The 15,216-nt window shown below is 58.7% G+C and carries 19 protein-coding genes and 1 tRNA gene; 7 read left to right on the top strand and 13 right to left on the bottom strand.

Going from position 1 to position 15,216, the window contains the following annotated elements; genetic code table 11:
- Positions 1–30: 30 nt before the first annotated feature.
- A complete protein-coding gene (locus HX839_RS17565; RefSeq protein ID WP_003207700.1) occupies positions 31–354 on the top strand; it encodes a helix-turn-helix domain-containing protein in 324 nt (107 codons plus the stop codon).
- Between the two features lie 34 nt (positions 355–388).
- Here HX839_RS17565 and HX839_RS17560 read toward each other — a convergent pair whose 3' ends face one another.
- From HX839_RS17560 to HX839_RS17550, 3 genes are read right to left on the bottom strand one after another with little or no spacing between them, the layout of a single operon-like run.
- Complete coding sequence (locus tag HX839_RS17560; RefSeq protein WP_177067441.1) at positions 389–1,762, bottom strand: hypothetical protein; 1,374 nt, start codon at positions 1,760–1,762, stop codon at positions 389–391.
- A 4-nt stretch (positions 1,763–1,766) separates the two neighbouring features.
- Positions 1,767–2,954, bottom strand: a complete 1,188-nt coding sequence (locus tag HX839_RS17555; RefSeq protein ID WP_008435073.1) for a DUF6384 family protein — start codon at positions 2,952–2,954, stop codon at positions 1,767–1,769.
- On the bottom strand, positions 2,954–4,093 hold the full coding sequence (locus tag HX839_RS17550) for a merozoite surface protein 3b (RefSeq protein WP_087693935.1): 1,140 nt from the start codon (positions 4,091–4,093) through the stop codon (positions 2,954–2,956). The genes HX839_RS17555 and HX839_RS17550 overlap by 1 nt, the downstream gene beginning before the upstream one ends.
- Positions 4,094–4,309: 216 nt before the next feature.
- Between HX839_RS17550 and HX839_RS17545 the strand changes: the two genes are divergently transcribed.
- On the top strand, positions 4,310–4,918 hold the full coding sequence (locus tag HX839_RS17545; RefSeq protein WP_177067440.1) for a LysE family translocator: 609 nt from the start codon (positions 4,310–4,312) through the stop codon (positions 4,916–4,918).
- An 822-nt stretch (positions 4,919–5,740) separates the two neighbouring features.
- A tRNA-Leu gene (locus HX839_RS17540) sits at positions 5,741–5,827 on the top strand.
- 80 nt (positions 5,828–5,907) lie between these two features.
- On the opposite strand, the gene xerC is transcribed toward HX839_RS17540, so the two are convergent.
- Genes xerC through HX839_RS17525 form a run of 3 tightly spaced genes read right to left on the bottom strand, consistent with a single transcriptional unit; the run spans position 5,908 to position 7,373 of the window.
- On the bottom strand, positions 5,908–6,939 hold the full coding sequence (xerC, locus tag HX839_RS17535) for a tyrosine recombinase XerC (RefSeq protein WP_102368912.1): 1,032 nt from the start codon (positions 6,937–6,939) through the stop codon (positions 5,908–5,910).
- Positions 6,940–7,149, bottom strand: a complete 210-nt coding sequence (locus HX839_RS17530; RefSeq protein ID WP_177067439.1) for a DUF4224 domain-containing protein — start codon at positions 7,147–7,149, stop codon at positions 6,940–6,942.
- A 2-nt stretch (positions 7,150–7,151) separates the two neighbouring features.
- On the bottom strand, positions 7,152–7,373 hold the full coding sequence (locus HX839_RS17525; protein WP_167665151.1) for a hypothetical protein: 222 nt from the start codon (positions 7,371–7,373) through the stop codon (positions 7,152–7,154).
- A gap of 585 nt (positions 7,374–7,958) precedes the next feature.
- Here HX839_RS17525 and HX839_RS17520 point away from each other — a divergent pair.
- Positions 7,959–8,156 (top strand): hypothetical protein, encoded by a 198-nt coding sequence (locus HX839_RS17520; protein ID WP_177067438.1) that lies wholly within the window; start codon positions 7,959–7,961, stop codon positions 8,154–8,156.
- A 39-nt stretch (positions 8,157–8,195) separates the two neighbouring features.
- Here the strand turns inward: HX839_RS17520 and HX839_RS17515 are convergent, their stop codons facing one another.
- The 3 genes from HX839_RS17515 to HX839_RS17505 are packed head-to-tail and all read right to left on the bottom strand — an operon-like array spanning position 8,196 to position 9,350.
- A complete protein-coding gene (locus HX839_RS17515) occupies positions 8,196–8,525 on the bottom strand; it encodes a hypothetical protein (protein WP_177067437.1) in 330 nt (109 codons plus the stop codon).
- A 49-nt stretch (positions 8,526–8,574) separates the two neighbouring features.
- Positions 8,575–8,805: a hypothetical protein gene (locus HX839_RS17510; protein WP_177067436.1), complete on the bottom strand. Its 231-nt coding sequence runs from the start codon at positions 8,803–8,805 to the stop codon at positions 8,575–8,577.
- Positions 8,802–9,350 carry a hypothetical protein gene (locus tag HX839_RS17505; RefSeq protein WP_177067525.1) on the bottom strand — a complete coding sequence of 183 codons (549 nt, stop codon included), beginning with the start codon at positions 9,348–9,350 and terminating at the stop codon, positions 8,802–8,804. The genes HX839_RS17510 and HX839_RS17505 overlap by 4 nt, the downstream gene beginning before the upstream one ends.
- A gap of 149 nt (positions 9,351–9,499) precedes the next feature.
- Between HX839_RS17505 and HX839_RS31625 the strand changes: the two genes are divergently transcribed.
- Positions 9,500–9,823 carry a hypothetical protein gene (locus tag HX839_RS31625; RefSeq protein ID WP_256344723.1) on the top strand — a complete coding sequence of 108 codons (324 nt, stop codon included), beginning with the start codon at positions 9,500–9,502 and terminating at the stop codon, positions 9,821–9,823.
- Between the two features lie 278 nt (positions 9,824–10,101).
- Here HX839_RS31625 and HX839_RS17500 read toward each other — a convergent pair whose 3' ends face one another.
- Positions 10,102–10,452, bottom strand: a complete 351-nt coding sequence (locus tag HX839_RS17500) for a DUF4406 domain-containing protein (protein WP_177067435.1) — start codon at positions 10,450–10,452, stop codon at positions 10,102–10,104.
- On the bottom strand, positions 10,449–10,880 hold the full coding sequence (locus HX839_RS17495) for a hypothetical protein (protein ID WP_177067434.1): 432 nt from the start codon (positions 10,878–10,880) through the stop codon (positions 10,449–10,451). Before HX839_RS17495 ends, HX839_RS17500 begins: the two co-directional genes overlap by 4 nt.
- Positions 10,881–10,950: 70 nt before the next feature.
- On the opposite strand from HX839_RS17495, the gene HX839_RS17490 reads away from it, so the two are divergent.
- Complete coding sequence (locus tag HX839_RS17490) at positions 10,951–11,181, top strand: hypothetical protein (protein ID WP_177067433.1); 231 nt, start codon at positions 10,951–10,953, stop codon at positions 11,179–11,181.
- On the opposite strand, the gene HX839_RS17485 is transcribed toward HX839_RS17490, so the two are convergent.
- Together HX839_RS17485 and HX839_RS17480 are read right to left on the bottom strand one after the other, a co-directional pair.
- A complete protein-coding gene (locus tag HX839_RS17485) occupies positions 11,178–13,319 on the bottom strand; it encodes a DNA cytosine methyltransferase (protein ID WP_177067432.1) in 2,142 nt (713 codons plus the stop codon). The two genes, HX839_RS17490 and HX839_RS17485, sit on opposite strands and share 4 nt — an antisense overlap.
- Positions 13,320–13,624: 305 nt before the next feature.
- Positions 13,625–14,479: a DNA adenine methylase gene (locus HX839_RS17480; protein ID WP_177067431.1), complete on the bottom strand. Its 855-nt coding sequence runs from the start codon at positions 14,477–14,479 to the stop codon at positions 13,625–13,627.
- 110 nt (positions 14,480–14,589) lie between these two features.
- Here HX839_RS17480 and HX839_RS17475 point away from each other — a divergent pair, with 110 nt between their 5' ends.
- The gene (locus tag HX839_RS17475) at positions 14,590–15,186 is read left to right on the top strand and encodes a hypothetical protein (RefSeq protein ID WP_177067430.1); all 597 of its coding nucleotides are present in this window, start codon (positions 14,590–14,592) and stop codon (positions 15,184–15,186) included.
- Positions 15,187–15,216 lie beyond the last annotated feature (30 nt).

The following is a 15,216-nucleotide window of genomic DNA, read 5'->3' as shown; positions in this document are numbered from 1 at the left end:
GTGTTAAACACGTTTATTGAGGTACCCGCCATGGACGATAAACTCGGCATCCGCCTGAAAGAGGAACGCAAGATCCTGGGGCTCTCCCAACAGGAGTTTGGTGCGATTGGCGGTGTGGGTGCGAATGCTCAGGTGCACTACGAAAGTGGCGCGCGGGCGCCCAAGTCCGATTACCTGATTGCCATCCGGCATAAAGGCGTGGACGTGCTTTACGTGTTGACGGGGGAAAGGGCGGTTATCAACCAGGCCACCCTGAGTGACAAGGAGACGTTGATCATCAACCACTACCGCACGCTGGACGGGCTGGATCAGGATGCGATTGCGCAGATCACTTCCTCGTTGTCTGACAGCTAGCAACGAGGAAGTCCCGGATTTGCTTCGCGCCAGGCTAGAAGCTGTCGGTCGTCCTGAAGCTGCCGCCGCCTGTACTGCCTGACGTCGAAAAGCTGGCCGTGTTGTTATTGCTGCTTTCGACGGTGGCGACGCCAAGGACGACAGGGCTGATCGATGCGCTGACATAGCCTCGCGCCGCCCCTGCCGCTACCTGACTGCGGCGCACGATTTTAAGGCCCCGGCCAAGCACATCCACAACCTGGCCAAGGGTTGCACCCTGGGTCATGTAGCTCTCTACCAGACGCTCGAAGTCAGTCGACAGGTCAAAATAAACATCGCGGCCGGTAAACGCATCGTTGCGAACTTTACGCTCCAGGTCTTTGGCACGCTGGTAGCTGTTCTGGTGTACCACGGCCTCTTCCTGGGTATCCGCCAGTTGCTGTACCACCGCTTTCAAGCGCAGGTTCAGGGTTTGCAGTTGCTCGACGATCAGGTCGTCGGCGTCGTCCGGGGTGTGGCTGGCCAGGTCGATCAATTCGCCGATGCTGCGGGTTTTCAACTGGTCAGTGAGCAACTGGCGTGCGCGCTGGTACTGCGGGTCTTCGTTGCGTGAGTAGCTGCCGAGTTTTTCCTGGATGGCATTGGCCTGGCGCTTGGCGTTGTCGACTACGCGTTGCAGGGTGTCGAGCTCGGGTTGAATTGAGGCCTGTCCCAACTGGTCACGTGCCTGAGCCAGTTGCGCATCGACGCTGGCACTCAAGGTGCTGATCAGGGCGATGCGCTCGGCCTGCAAGGCCTCGTTTCGCTCACCAAGGGCGATCAGGCTCAGCTCGTTCTTGCGGTTGGCGAGGTAGTTCACCTTAGTCGCCAGCCAGTTGTCCATCCAGCGGTTCAGGCGGTTGCGCCGGTATTGGTCGGTGCCGAAGGCGTGTCCGCGCAGGTAGACGTAGACCAGGTTGGTATCAAAGGTCGGACGCTTCAGTGCGCACTCCTGGCGCAAGTCTTCATAACCGCTGACGTGTTCTCGGTGGGCGGCCTGGGCCAGGTCCAGTTGCTCGACCTGGCGGGCGTAGTCGGGGTTTTGTTCCAGGGATTGCCGGGCTTGCTGGTCGAGGGTGTCGGCTCGCGCTTGCAGTTTTTCCTTGCCCGCCAGCGCCTGGGCCACGGTCTGCTCAGCGTCGCGCAGTTGCTGGTGGAGCAGGTCCTGGGACTGTTGGCGCAGGTTCAGGGCGGCGGCGACTTGCTCGTTCTGCGTGTTGCCCTGGTCCAGGTGCAGGGCCGCGATTTTACCCAGGCGCTGGGTAATGTCCTGCTCCAGCGCCAGTTGCTCGCCGAGCAGTTCAGACAGGTGTTGCTCGGCCGTGCGAATCCTCAGCTCGGCGTTGCGGGAGTTACGTTCGGTGATGCCGATCAGGGTGTCAGGCGTCATGTCTTCACCACTCCAATATCGTTTCGAGCGGGTCGGTGGTCCGTTGGCTCAAGTAGGTGACTTCCATCCTGCCGGCTGGCTTGCGGCCGACTACACGGTTGGTCAGGTGGCCGTCGTCGAGTTTGTCGGCCTTGACCTTCAGGTATTCGGCCTGCGGTACCCGCACAGCGAACTGGCTGGCCCACGCGCCGGTGCCGGTCTCACTGCTGACGGTGGGCAGTAGAACCGGTCTGTCCGACAGGTCGACGGCTTCGACAACCAAATACCAGCTCTTGCCCTGGGTCGAACCAGGATTGGAATTACACAGCGCCTTGTCGTAGCAGCGCTCGACACCGGACGGCGTGCCGGGCCGGTCGACAACCCGAATGGTCACCTCCTTGGGGATCAGTTCGGTGTTGGCACGCAGGGCCCTGAGTTGGCCGCCGGCTTTTTCGATCTCGAATTTCCCGATGAGGTCTTTGATCATGACCAATTCGGCCTGCATGCCCCGCGTCGCTTTACTGTCGGCGGCGGGCAGGTGAATGTCGGCGACTTTGCGGGTCAACTCGTTGAGCTGGTCGGTCATCGGCTGGACTGCCTTGACCTTGGCTAAAAACGCCTCCAGCACGCCGATCTGCTCACTGGCGTAATCGACCCCGGAGGTATCGACCATGGCCAGGGCATGTTCGGCCTTGGTATTCAGTCGGGGCAAGGCACTGAACAGGTCGCCGCCCTCAATATAGGCCGGGTCCTGTTGCACGGCGCTCAAGCGAGCCTTCAGGTGGGCGATGTCTGATTGTTTTTGTGCCGCGTTCGTCTCGACGGCGATGGCCGCTCTTTGAGCCTCTTGGATCTCGTGTCTGGCGACCATCACCCGGCTGCATTGCACCACCAGCAAGGTGACCGCGATGAGCTGGATGACGAGTATGCCGCGATGCCGCCTGAGCAGTACTTTGCTCCAGAAGCGGTCAAGCGCACTCAGTTCCGGGGCCTCGAACACCAGGCGTTTGGAAAAGAATTCGCGCACGCCCTGATCGATCTGCGCTTCGGTAAATTGAATGCCGTTGTTCTGGTAATACTCGCGGATGCGCGCCGCCACTTCTGCGCGGCGTTGGGGCAGGCTCAAGTCCTTTTCCACCGCCATCTGCTGGTGGCGCAGTTGATCCACCAGCGCCATCGCGCCGAGTTGTTCGGAGAGAAGAATGTCGCTCATCAAGCGGCCTTGGTCAGCAATGCGGCGAACTTGCGTTTGGCCTCTTCGACGGCTTCGGCGATGTCACGGGACGCGTTGCTGGATTCAGCGCGGTAGGTTTCCGTCAGGCCGTGCATGTCCGTCTGGAAACTCAGGGTGGCGTCGGCCAGGGCGCGCACCGAGTCGACCTTGATGGTGGAGCCATAGCTGGCCTTGACCGCCGCTTCCAATTGGGTGTTGCCGGTGCTGCCCAGGGCTTCAAGGCCCTTGCTGATGCCGTCGGTGGTGGCATTCAGCGTGTTGGTGGCTTCGGCCAGTCCACTGTTGCTGGTGAACGACACCGCGAGGCCGGTCAACACCACTTCGTTGGTAGAGAAGAACGAGACCATGCGCTGGTACTGGCGCTCCTTGATCACATGCACCTGGTTGATCCGGGCGAAGACCATTTCGGCCGTGTTGTAGCCGACCTTGAGGTCATCGGCGATGTCCTTGACGATCTGGTAGCGCTTGTCTTCGTCCTGCAGCGCGCGTACGGCTTCGTCACGGCGCAATTCCAAGGCCGCGCGTTCGGCCGGCGCCAGGGTTTCGGCAGCCGTGACTTGGGCGTTGGCCTCGTTCAAGGCCTGGGTACGCTGCTCCAGGACCTGGCCGGCCAGGGCGAGCACTTGTTGGGCATCGACCTCGGCCGCTTTCATGGCCATGCGAAAATCCAGGTAGGCCTCCAGAATCACCGTTTCCCGGGAGATCTGGTCATTGGCCGACTTGCACACCTGCAAGTAGTTTTCACGGATCTCGTTGAAGCGGCTGGGGATCGAGCCACGACGCAGGTTCATCCAGCTCAGCTTGAGCTTTTCCAGCGTATCCAGGCGCCCATCATCCATCCAGCCCGCCATGGCCGCAGCGTCTTCGCGAATCGAGGTGAAGCTCTGGGTGATGTCCATGAAGCGCGTGGAGATATCCATGCCGGCGATCTGCTCGCGAACCACGCTGTTAAAGGTGGTCGACTGTTGCAGCACGGCAGCGATAGCGGTGACTTTGGCGGTGTCGTACTGGGCCACGCGGTCCAGCAATACCAGTACCGGTGCATCTGGAACCGGCTGCAGAAGATTGATGCCCAGGGTCCGCAGGCCCGTCAGCGCGCGGTCGAGGTAGTTGCTCATCGAGTGTCCTTTCAGGATGTGTTCAGCACAGTGTGCAGTGCAGAGAAGGGCGCAAGTATACCGATCAATGAAGGCAAACCAATGGCAGTTTGGTTGGAGGGCGCTTATTGGCGAGCCTGGCGAAGTGTATGACCGTATCTACCGCTAGCTGTACGGGGCGCAGGCTGGCGCAACGTTCTACTGTCACGGCCACAGTACTCGTTCGGATGTCGCGCCATGCTCATGTCTTCAAGCCTGCTTTCAGCTTTCGCGCTGTTCGCCTTTGTGTCCTCAATCACCCCAGGTCCCAATAACACCATGTTGCTGGCGTCCGGGGTGAACTTCGGTTTTATTCGCTCGATTCCCCATGCACTGGGGATCAGCATTGGCTTCATGTTGTTGGTGATCGCCGTGGGCCTGGGCCTGGGCGAAGTGTTCAAGGCGCTACCGTGGGCCTACACCGTATTGCGTTATGTGGGGGCGGCGTATTTGCTGTACCTGGCGTGGAAGATTGCAACCTCCAGCGCGATGTCCGATGACGCCGATTACAAGCGCAAACCCATGACGTTTCTTGGCGCGGCGGCCTTCCAGTGGGTCAACCCCAAGGCCTGGGTCATGGCGCTGGGCGCGATCACCACCTACACGCCTGCCGAGGGTTATGTCACCAACGTGCTGTTGATTGCCGCCGTGTTTGCCCTGGTGAACTTGCCCAGTGTTTGCGTATGGGCCGGCTGTGGCAGCGGCTTGCGCAATGTACTGCGCGAGCCACGCTGGTTGCGGGTGTTCAACTGGTCGATGGCGGGGCTGTTGGTGCTGTCGTTGTATCCGATGTTTTTTGCCGGCTGACACGCCCTCTGACCTCCAGCGGGTTGCGTCAGCAGGCCATGGATCCTAGACCGGTGAGATGGTGGCCAGCAGACCAATTGCGATGGTCAGCGCAAGAAAACCGAACAGGAAAAATGCCATCTTAGCCATAAGGCCTCCGAAATGAACGGGCCGGCAGGACGGTTCCTGCCGGGCTCCACGGGCGTGTCGGGAGTGGGTGTATTGTCAGGGCAGGGCGGTTTTCGATACAGGGGCAGATGCAGAAGAAAAAAGCGTATCAGATGGGCCGGGGCGCCGCAGGAGCAGGAAAGCCGGGGATGATCATTTTGGGGTATCAGGGAATAAACAGCGGCTCAGTAACTTGTGGGCGGGACTGCTGAAGGAACTAACCTTTTGCGTGGAGTATCGTATCCACGATTTTCGTGGGAGGTTGAAGGCGAACTGCGTCGTGCGTGGCTATTCTCAAGCGGCGCTGGGAGGGTTCCTTGAAGTGATTTCATCGGGGCGAGTAGGCAAATGGGCAAGACATTGGCTGCGCTGTCGTTTTTGATGACCCTGGTTTGGGTTTCAGTGGTTATTGCGGTAATGACTTATTTTTCCTGATGCACGTGGGGCACGGGTGCGGCACCTGGTGAAGCGGTCGGTATCGCCATTGCCCACTCCCGCCTGCAAAATCTGTAGATGACTGATCTGGCGAGCTTTTTTGTTTGCCAGGGCGCCGCTTGATTGTTTGAAAAAGCCCGCACCCGACCTTGCATCGAGGGGGCTTGATCTATATATTCCCTAGCCTGCTGCAACGCTCAAGGGCTTTTAACGCTGCTTGGCCTGCTGCATAGCGCTACCGCCCGAATGGCGAAACTGGTAGACGCATGGGACTTAAAATCCCCCGCTCGTAAGGGCGTGCCGGTTCGATTCCGGCTTCGGGCACCATCATATTCAAGGGTTTGCTGGGTTTTAGGCCTTGGCTGGCTCTTTGTTTTTTTCCGCAATATTCTTCTCCTTTCCGCAATTCACTTCGTCGGCGTAACTTTTTTGCCGATGCGTTTGCGGATGTAGTTCTCTGTCATCACCACGGTCGTGTGTCCAAGCTGATCTCTGGCTTGCAGAATATCTCCGCTTGATTCCGCCTTATCGGTACCAGCTTTTGCGCGCAGGTCCCGCATCTGAAAGTCTGCCTTTTTTACGCCGGCAGCTTCTCTCGCAGCATCAAATCTTCCCCGTAACATACTGCTGGTCATGGGCTGCCCGTTGTCCATTACGATGAGTTTGCTGGACCGGATTTTATGGCTGTCTTTCCTGGCCAGTATTCGGTCGATCACAACCTTCAACTCCCCAACGATTTCAATTCGTCGCTTGGCCTTGGTTTTTCCCTGCTGCACAGCAAGGCGATCCTCCCTGATATCGCGCTCATCCATTTTTAGGGTGTCAGCGATACGCTGACCTGTCAGGTAGAACAGATCGAGCGCGTCTTTTAGCGGCTGGTCTGCGTGCAAATACACCATCGCGAGCATTTCATCTTCGACGTAGATGTCACGTCCGCTTTCCTTGTTGCCTTTAACACCGGCGCAGGGATTGGCCAAGGACGTGTAGCCGCTGGTCCTGGCGAAGTTCCAGATCGAGCTGAGCAATGCTTTCTCGCGATTTGCACGAACAGGTGCGGTCTTTCCTCGATGTCTCAAGTACTGAGCAACGTGCTGGGGCTCAATAGCTTCCAACGGGGCCGGAGGGTCATTGAAAAAGGCAAGTAGCTGCTTCAGCTCTCTGGCGTTGTCTTTCTGCGTCGCCGGCGCTTTAGTTGGAACAACTTCCAGCATGTATTTTTCAGCGACATAGGCGAAAGTCAGTACATCCTGCGCCATGGCCTGGGATACACGGCTTTTTTCGAGCTTTGCATATTCCAAAATTGCCAGCCCGTAGTCCTTGCCCAATGGTATTTCTTTGCGTGGCGTCCCGCCTGTGTCGTAAAGGTAATACGTCGTATCGCCGCGCTTCCTTTCGCGTAGCCGGGGAATGCTCCCAGGCCGGGTTGGTTTTCGTCCCATCTACCCCACCAGCCGCGGTTGCCATTTCGGTTTTTCCACCACGCCGGCAGCCTCGCCAGTGAGTGCAGATGCGATGACGCAAGGCCACCCGCTGCGTTTGATGGTGTGGCGAATGCCGTTTCTTTTGAGAACTTGCACCTGGCCTGCTTTCGTTTTCGCGCCGGTAAGCGTGCAAACCTCTTCATGCGACAGGAAGTGAATACCGTCCATAACTACCTCCCGCCGGCCGCCGTGGGCCGGGCTGTCTTGATGATGTGAATGACCAGGCTGAAGGTGATCAGCATCCAGCCGCAGGTACCGGCGAAGGCGTAGAGGATGTCGGCCGTTTCGCCATCGGCCAGAAGGCGAAGAGCGATCCAGAAGAACCAGCAGCCGCTGCCGACCAGGTACAGCAAAGCGCCCAGTAGGATCAGGGTGAGTTTGATTGCGAACATGTGGTTTCCTTGCCGCGCTGGGCGGCTGTCGGGAATATTTGATAATCATTAGCATTTGAGGGTATCTTTGCCGCGCTCACCCAGCAGGAGAGGCTCTTTACCGGTCTATGGATGGCGAGGCCAACCCTGCTGGGTGAGCACCTCGCCCGCCGCTCACCGGCAGGCATGTAGGGGAATGGAGTAATGGCTTTTTGCTCGGGTATCTCGACCCTTTGGATGGGTGTACAACAGGTGTTCAATTCGTTGCGCCTGTGGGAGGACGCGTGTCACATAATCTGGATGTGCCGATCGCTCATGAGTACCGAGGTCACACGGTATTCCTGAAGTTTGTCTGGAAAAGGCCGAACGACCCTGTGCCTGCATCCGCGACAATCATCGAGCCCGTGGACATACACGGAATGGGTGAAGTCGCAGCTGAGATAACAGGACCGTGGTCCGATTACCCGGCGGCCCTGGACGAAGCGATGTCGGTCGCAGAGCGCTGGGTTGATAGTCAGTTGCCCTAGTCAACCTCGACAAGATGCTGTTCTTGAGTTTCATTTCTGAGGCGTGTCAATATTCCTGCGCCCATAAAGGAGTGTGCGGATGAGTACTTACTGGAGTGAAATCGCTGATCTGGCTCGCCAAGTGGCTAGCGCGAGCAAGCGTTTGGAAGATTTTTTCCAGCGTGTTCCTGATCCGTGGAAGGCGGCTGACAAGAAGGCATTCGCTGCTCTACATGCCGATCTTCTTCAAGCCCAAGATGCCTACTCATCATTTGAGCACTCCAAGCTCGACGTTTAAGTACCTTCTGATAAGGCCAGGCACGTAGGGGGATTGGGGTTAAACGAGTTCGGCAGGGACGCTGCAGGTCTTGCCGATGGCTACCGCCAGTACGGCGCGGCACACCGCAATCGCTCGCGTCTCGCCGTGAACGCGCTGAAACGGATCGCGCTTCGTGTCGGCCACCCAGTTAACGGCGTGGCCGGGCTCGACCCACACGGCGTACTTGGCGACCAGGCGCTCGCACTGTTCGGCGTCCACCGGTGGCGCACAGAAGGCCAGTTGCAGTTGGCCGGTCGCCGGTGACGGGGAACCTTCGATTGACTCTACGGCCCAGCCAAGCGCAGACCCTGCCAGATCTTCGGTTCGAATGCTGACCATGCGACTCATGGCCTCGGCCCCTTGTAGATGAAGACGTAGGCGAACCAGAGGGTGGCGATCATGGAGTCACCCCATCAGATTTGTATTTGGTCAGCCGCCACTTGGTGTTGTTGCTCTGGCTGTGGTCCGACTCGACTAGGCCTTCACGCTTCATCAGTTCCAGCTCGCGGCGGATCTGTTTGGTGGTGAACGGCTCGATATGGAACCGGAACCACCAGGTGCAGAACCAATTGTCGCGGGAGCCGCCGACGCCGCTCATGTATGTGGTGGTGCGCTGGCGTAGGGTCATGGCGTCACCCGCTGGCCGAGCATCACGTCGGCGACAATTTCCCAGAGCTGGGCCGGTGACCACTGGTACCGGTCGAAGTCTGTGTCCGGCTGAACGCCATAGGTGCAGGTCGAATGCGCGCCCGCCGGGTACTCTCCGCGCTTGGCCATGATCGTTGCCACGCGTCCGTCACCACCGGGTTCGGTGCGGTGGAAGTCATACGCGATGGTGTTGTAGTCGTTGCCGGCCTCGATCCTGAATGTGCCGTCCGGCACCAGGTTGGCTCGGCCGTCTGGCGTCCAGGGCCTGCCGCCGCCCGCGGTGCGGACGCCTTCGTGCAGGTACAGCATGTATTCTCCGTCATCGCAGAGCTCAAGTTCGAAGCAGTGGTTGATCTGTGTGCCCACGATCACCCGCGACATGAAGTTGAAGCGGTGGTCATGGATGGCCGAGTGCTCAAAGCAGGCGCGGCGCGGTAACTCTGAGTGCCAGACATGCAGGCGCTGATTGCCTTCCAGCTGGACCTGCACAAAGCCCAGGCCGTGCAGTGTGATCTTGTCGGTCATTACGTCGTCGATGATGCTCACGGCAACACTCGTCCTTGCCGCTATAGCGGCTGACTTTGAAGGGGGAGGGGATAAGCAGAAATATATAAGTACATCGCACTCAAAGCCGCGAAATAGGCCCATACTCCGGCGCTTTGGGGGGCTCGGAAATGTTCACTCGCGGTAGAACCTTTTGGACTTGGGCAAATCCGCACCTTCATTGCCGAACCAAAGATGAGCGTCTTGCTGACGGCGCTCAGGTCAACGTTCAGGTGCGGACTTCAAGCACAGGCGCTGTGCAGCTGTTTCTTGGGTTATACGCTCCGAAAGGAATTATGATTTTTGAGGAGTCGTTTGACTCACGGCCTGGCCAAACAATGACGCAAGCGATGGAGTGGGGCATATCCAGAGCAAAAGAACTCTGGACTACCTCCAGGGAAAAAGCTCTGAATACGCGTAAGTTTTCAAAGCTCCCTCGATCGATATCTGAGTAGTCCATGTGACCGCTCATCGCTCTATTTGAATGCGCACATGTAATTAGATGTCACTGCTTCGGTGGGAACATTCCGGGGCCTCCGGCAATACCCGCCGCAAGGCGAATTTATGAGCGGAATAGACGACTTCAGATTTAAGTCCCACCACCTTCTGATCGAGCTAGATGCAGCGACAAGCATGATGATGCAGCTGGTTTCATCCAAGGAAGTGGTTGGGGCTGGCTGGGACGCTGCCGCCCTGCGCCACCATGAAGCCTTCGAGGCGTGGAGCGATTTTCTCAACTCTCCTGAAAGCCCTTTGGCTGAGCCGGCGCCGCCGACTCACTAGCGCTCGTTACCAGATCATGGGCATTCACAACCGTCATGCCGAGGCGTTCGGCGATCAGGACTTCCAGGCGGGCACCCTTTGAATGCTCCCAGCCGGGCAGGGTGGCCACGGTGTCGCAGTCCATTAGGGCGGCAATGTCACGGCGCATGCAGTCGGTCCACGTTCCACCTTCAGGGTTGATCTCGGCGGGGTTGGTGACGGTGTGGCCGCTGGCGCGAAGGCTGGCGGTCATGCTGTGGAAGGTGGGGAAGTTCAGCCCTGGCAAGCCGCTCATGGGGCCGCTGAGGTAGATGCGCTTCATGCGGCCTCCGCGACTGGCTGGCGAAACACCGGAAGGGCGCCGGCCTGCTCGCGCACTGCCTTCATGCCTTCCTCGTCGTAACCCCAGATGTTGCTATCGTCGAACCGCTCAGCCCCGAGGTAACCAGGGTGCATTGGCTCCCCGGTGCGGATGTAATCCCGGAACGCCTCAACGAGCGAGCGCAGCGTGCCCCCATGGCTGAACCCGCGCCACCGGCCACCCCAGTTTGTTTTGTGCGTGAAGATTCGCCGGGCGCTGTAGTCATCAATGAACCAGACTTTGCCGCGGTGATCCACTTCCATACTGGCGTAACGATCGGCGACCTCGTTGAAGAAGAACCGGCGGCCGTGGGCACCGATGATCCGGATCACGTGGTTCACCTGTTCGGTGCGTTGCTGCTTCAGGGTGAGTTTGTTTTCTGTAGGCATGGGGAGTCCTTGCCGGGCCACGCCCGGGGTGTGGTGCTACGATGGCCCCTTCCTCTAAATGGGCTGGACCATGACAAAGCACGATATTTACGATGACATCGAAGGCTTTCAGGTTTGGAACTACATGGAGTGCGACAAGGACGAGGAAGGCCGGGAGACCTGGCGTATCAACGTCGAGGTAAAGCGTGATGGTGAGGTGGTGGTGCCGGTTGTTGCGGGTGACCGAACCTATGTTGACCGTGGCCTGGCGCAGGTTGCCGGGCGTGAGGTCGGGGCCCGGTTGATTGCCGAGGGCGTTTAAGCCGCAAAGGCCTGGCGCTCAGCCACTCGCCATGGGTCGTTGGCCCTGGCCAGTGCTGCCATCGGCGGTGGGCTGACGCTGTTGCCGCACATGTGCACCTGCTGGGTCTTGGTGAATGGCTTGCCGTCGGCGCCGTGGCTGATGATGTAGTCGGCGGGGAAGCCCTGGGCCTTGTACAGCTCAGTGGGTTTCAGCATCCGCAAGCAAATGTCGACGATCACGTAGGGCGTGCCCTTGACCATTACGGTGACCATGGCCAGGCGGTCCTTGGTGGTGATGGTCGGCGCCGGCGAGTCGCAAGCGCTGATGTTCTCCGTGCCGTAGTAGCTGATCAGGAAAGCGGCTACGCGGAGGGCGCCGGCTTCGTGCTCTGGCGAGAGGGTGAGCGACACCAGTGAGCTTTTGCCGCCACCTCCGGCCGTGATGGTCGGTGCTGGATCGTCCAGACCCTGCCCAACACTGGCACCGAATGCCCGCTCCATGAATGCGCTGGCCAACCCGTGGTGCTGGCCGCCGGCGCTGATGGTGTGCAGCGGGTCATTTACGTCCCGGGCATCGCAGTTGCCACGCAGGTGCACCAGGTTTGCTGCAACCAATGCGTGGTGTTGGCCGGTGGTCACCGTCGGCACTGGCCCGGCAAGATCGCTGGGAGCATGGCCCGTGGTGTTCGTGATCAAAGTCGCGCTGACCAACTGCTGCTGGCTGCCGGTGTTTGTCACCGTGGTCATCGGGTCTTCGATGCTCTTGGCGACCGTGGTGTTGAAGCCGCCATTCATCTGGGCCATGAACACCGTGGATATGCCCATGGCGTGGGCTGCGCCGGCCGGGCGCTGATAGTTGCCACCGCTGGTGATGGTCGGCAGTGGCTCGTCCAGCGCCTTGCCCGCGTCATCGAAGCGGAACTTCACCAGGTGCGCCGCTGCGATCGCGCGGTGGTTCTGGGTCGTGACCGTACCGGTCGGCTGGTCGACACTCACCGGCTTACCGGAATACTCGGGGCCGCCGGCCCCAATCATCAACGGGCTGATCAGCGTCAGCTCGCCGCGGTTTGCACAGGTCACCGTAGGCAACGGGTCGAGCGGGTCGTTGATTCGGTCGCTGCCCTGGTGCGTTGCCGGTGCGATGATCGGGCTGACCACCGAGAAGGCGCCGCCCTTTGGGTAGGAGGTGATTGTGCGCAGCGGTTCACCGGCTGACTGCACTGCCTCGCCGGACCAGTTGGCAATTGGGACAATGAATGGCGAAGCGCTGTCGATGACGAACTTCTTCATGCCCTTGGCCACGCGGCGCAGGGTTGCCGGGGCCAGGTCCTTTTTCCGGCCAAAAATGCTTTTGCCCAGGTCGCTGAAGTCGATGCAGTCGGCGGCGGTCTTCCACTTTTGCTGGCCCTTGGTGGGGTTCTTGGCGTGGGTTGGCTCCGGCCACACAATCGGTTGGCCGTCGCACCTGGCGATCATGAACAGGCGTTCCCGGCTGGTCGGCGCGCCGAAGTCGCAGGCCTTGATAACCTTCCACTCAACGACATAGCCCATGCCTTCCAGCAGGGCCACGAAGCGGCGCCAGGTCCGGCCACGCTGCTTTGGGTCAGGGATCAGGAATTGTTGGCCGACCGGCACCACCTCACCAGGTGCCGCGATGCTGCCGTCCAGCTTCACCACGCGCCCGGTGGCCTTGTCGCGCTTGGCGATCAGTCGGCCCCACTGCAGGATCTGTTTCACGTTCTCCAGGCTGATCACTCGAGGCCGTTTCTTGCCTCCCCACTTGAGGCCGATCCACGACAGGTTGCGGATCTCGCGTTTGCGCGGCTGACCGCCGGCCGCCTGGCTGTGGTGCGTGCAGTCCGGCGACATGTGGAACCAGCCGACTGCCTTGCCGCCACACTCGGTGTCCGGGTCACCCTCGAACACGTCGGTGGTGAAGTGCTGGGCACCTGGGTGGTTCATGGTGTGCATGCTGATCGCTTGCGGACTGTGGTTCTTCGCGACGTTCACCGCGCGGCTCAGGCCAATCTCCAGCCCGGTACCGGCCCCGCCACCACCACAGAACCAGTCGACAACGATCTCATCGTCCTGAGGGTTGAAGCCGAGTCCGTATTGGGTTTTGAAATCGAAAGGGTGTTTCTTCTGTTGTGCGGACATAGAGGATCCTCGACGCTATAGTCAGCAAGCCAACTCAGCGAGGTTATGGAATGACGTTAAGGACGAGCACTGCCGTTAAATGCGAGTGCGGGGAGATCGGTTCGATTCTTCTTGCTGAAAACGATCAACCGTATTCAGCTCCGGATGAGCGCTATTCGCTGAGAGGCCTTAAAGGAACTGAAATAAATCTTGATCGCTTCGCAGATTGGCCGGAGGTTTTCGAGAGAATGGGTGTCAGATGCGCGGTGTGTAATAAACGCTTAACCCCGGAAAATATTGTTTCCGGCCGTCAGCGCTAGACTCCACTAAGCGCGCTCGCCGAGATCTAGGCCGATCTGGCTTACGCGATTAGCACAGGCAGCGTTCAGCCAGATGCATTCGGTTCGGTTCGCGGTACCGCGGCCGGCGCTAATGCGGGCAGATGTGCTGTAGCTGGCCCAGCCGGGCAGCAGTTCCGCGTACAGGTCGCTCGGGTATCCCGAGAGCACGACCATTCCTTCTAGCTCGAGCAAAACGCCGAGAAGCTCGCGGTGTGCGGCGTCATCCATCTCGTGTTTGTAGTACCGTCCGCTCGACGCGCCCTTATACCTGGTGTCGTGCACATAGGGCGGGTCGACATAGTGCAATGTCTGTCGCCCGTCATGCGCCTTGATTACCTCGATCGCGGGCCGGTGTTCGATCAGCACTCCGCTCAGCCTCTGGCCAACTTCAGCGAGTTGCTCAGGGTAGGTCGCCCAAAGTGACTGGGCGGTGCCGTACTGGCGCTTTGTGTCAATGCGGAAGCCGGTGACGCCCTTCGTCGCGCCGGCGGAGCCGAATCCCATCTGCGCCCTGACGATGGTTCGCCTTGCACGCTCGATCGGGTCGACACTCGGCTCCCAGGACAATTCGAACTCTTCGCGGGAGTAGGGGGTGAACACCAGGCGCTCGACAAGTCCCGATCGCGAATCCTGATCCTGCAAGACCCTGAACAGGTTCACGATGTCTCCGTCGAGGTCGTTGTACACCTCGGCATACGACCGCGGCTTTTGCATCAGCACGCCAGCGGCGCCGCCGAACGACTCTACGTAGCAGGTGTGCGGTGGGAAGTGTTGCAACACCCACGGCGCAAGCCGGAACTTGGCGCCGTGGTACCGGATTACCGGGGCGTTGATGGTCATACGGGTTTTCCGTTAAATCGAAACGTCCGCAACCGGACGTAACACTGGTTGATTTCCTAGTCGTATGGCACAGTGGCATCTAGGATAAAGTGCGGCGATTAGGGTTGAATATGGCAATTGAAAAGAGTAGTAAAGCCAAAGTTGGTTACTGGCTCGCGGAAAAAACTAGTCTAATTTTTCCCGTTGTTGCGTTGGTAATATCTTTTGCAACGCTTATCCCTACCGTTAAAGGGATTTTCTTTGCCAAAAAATCAGATTTTTCTACAGTGATTTCTGAAGCTATTAGAGGCTCATCAAAGTCGGAAAATACTACAGGTGAAATTTTTCAGCTTAATAAAGACTTTGCAGAAATGTCTAAGGCTTTAACCAGAGCGGCAAAGTATGGGAGTGCTAGTTTCGATGGGTTAGAATTTGCCATGCTCAAAGAGCGAGTTGAGTCAATTAATGAACGCTTAACTTCGATTGAACGCTCAATATCAGATAGTCCTGAAAAAGCTCTATCTATACCGTTGCTTCGTAAGGACCAGGAAAATATGGCGAAATCAATGGATGCAGGTAAGATTGCTGTCAAAATCGAAATGGATCGTCTCTATGAGCAGCAAAAGTGGATGTTGGGAGGTATCGGCGCAGTTTTGTTGACCGTAATTGGTGCTGCTTTATCTGCACTTTCAAAGAGTTTTATCAACGGGGAAAGAACTACCCCTTGACTGGGCTCTAATTCATGTTGATTGGACGTC

The organism is Pseudomonas sp. I8001 (genome assembly GCF_013385345.1).
Classification (GTDB): Bacteria; Pseudomonadota; Gammaproteobacteria; order Pseudomonadales; family Pseudomonadaceae; genus Aquipseudomonas.
The sequence above is the reverse complement of the archived record's forward strand: the minus strand, read 5'-3'. Positions and strand labels throughout refer to the sequence as shown.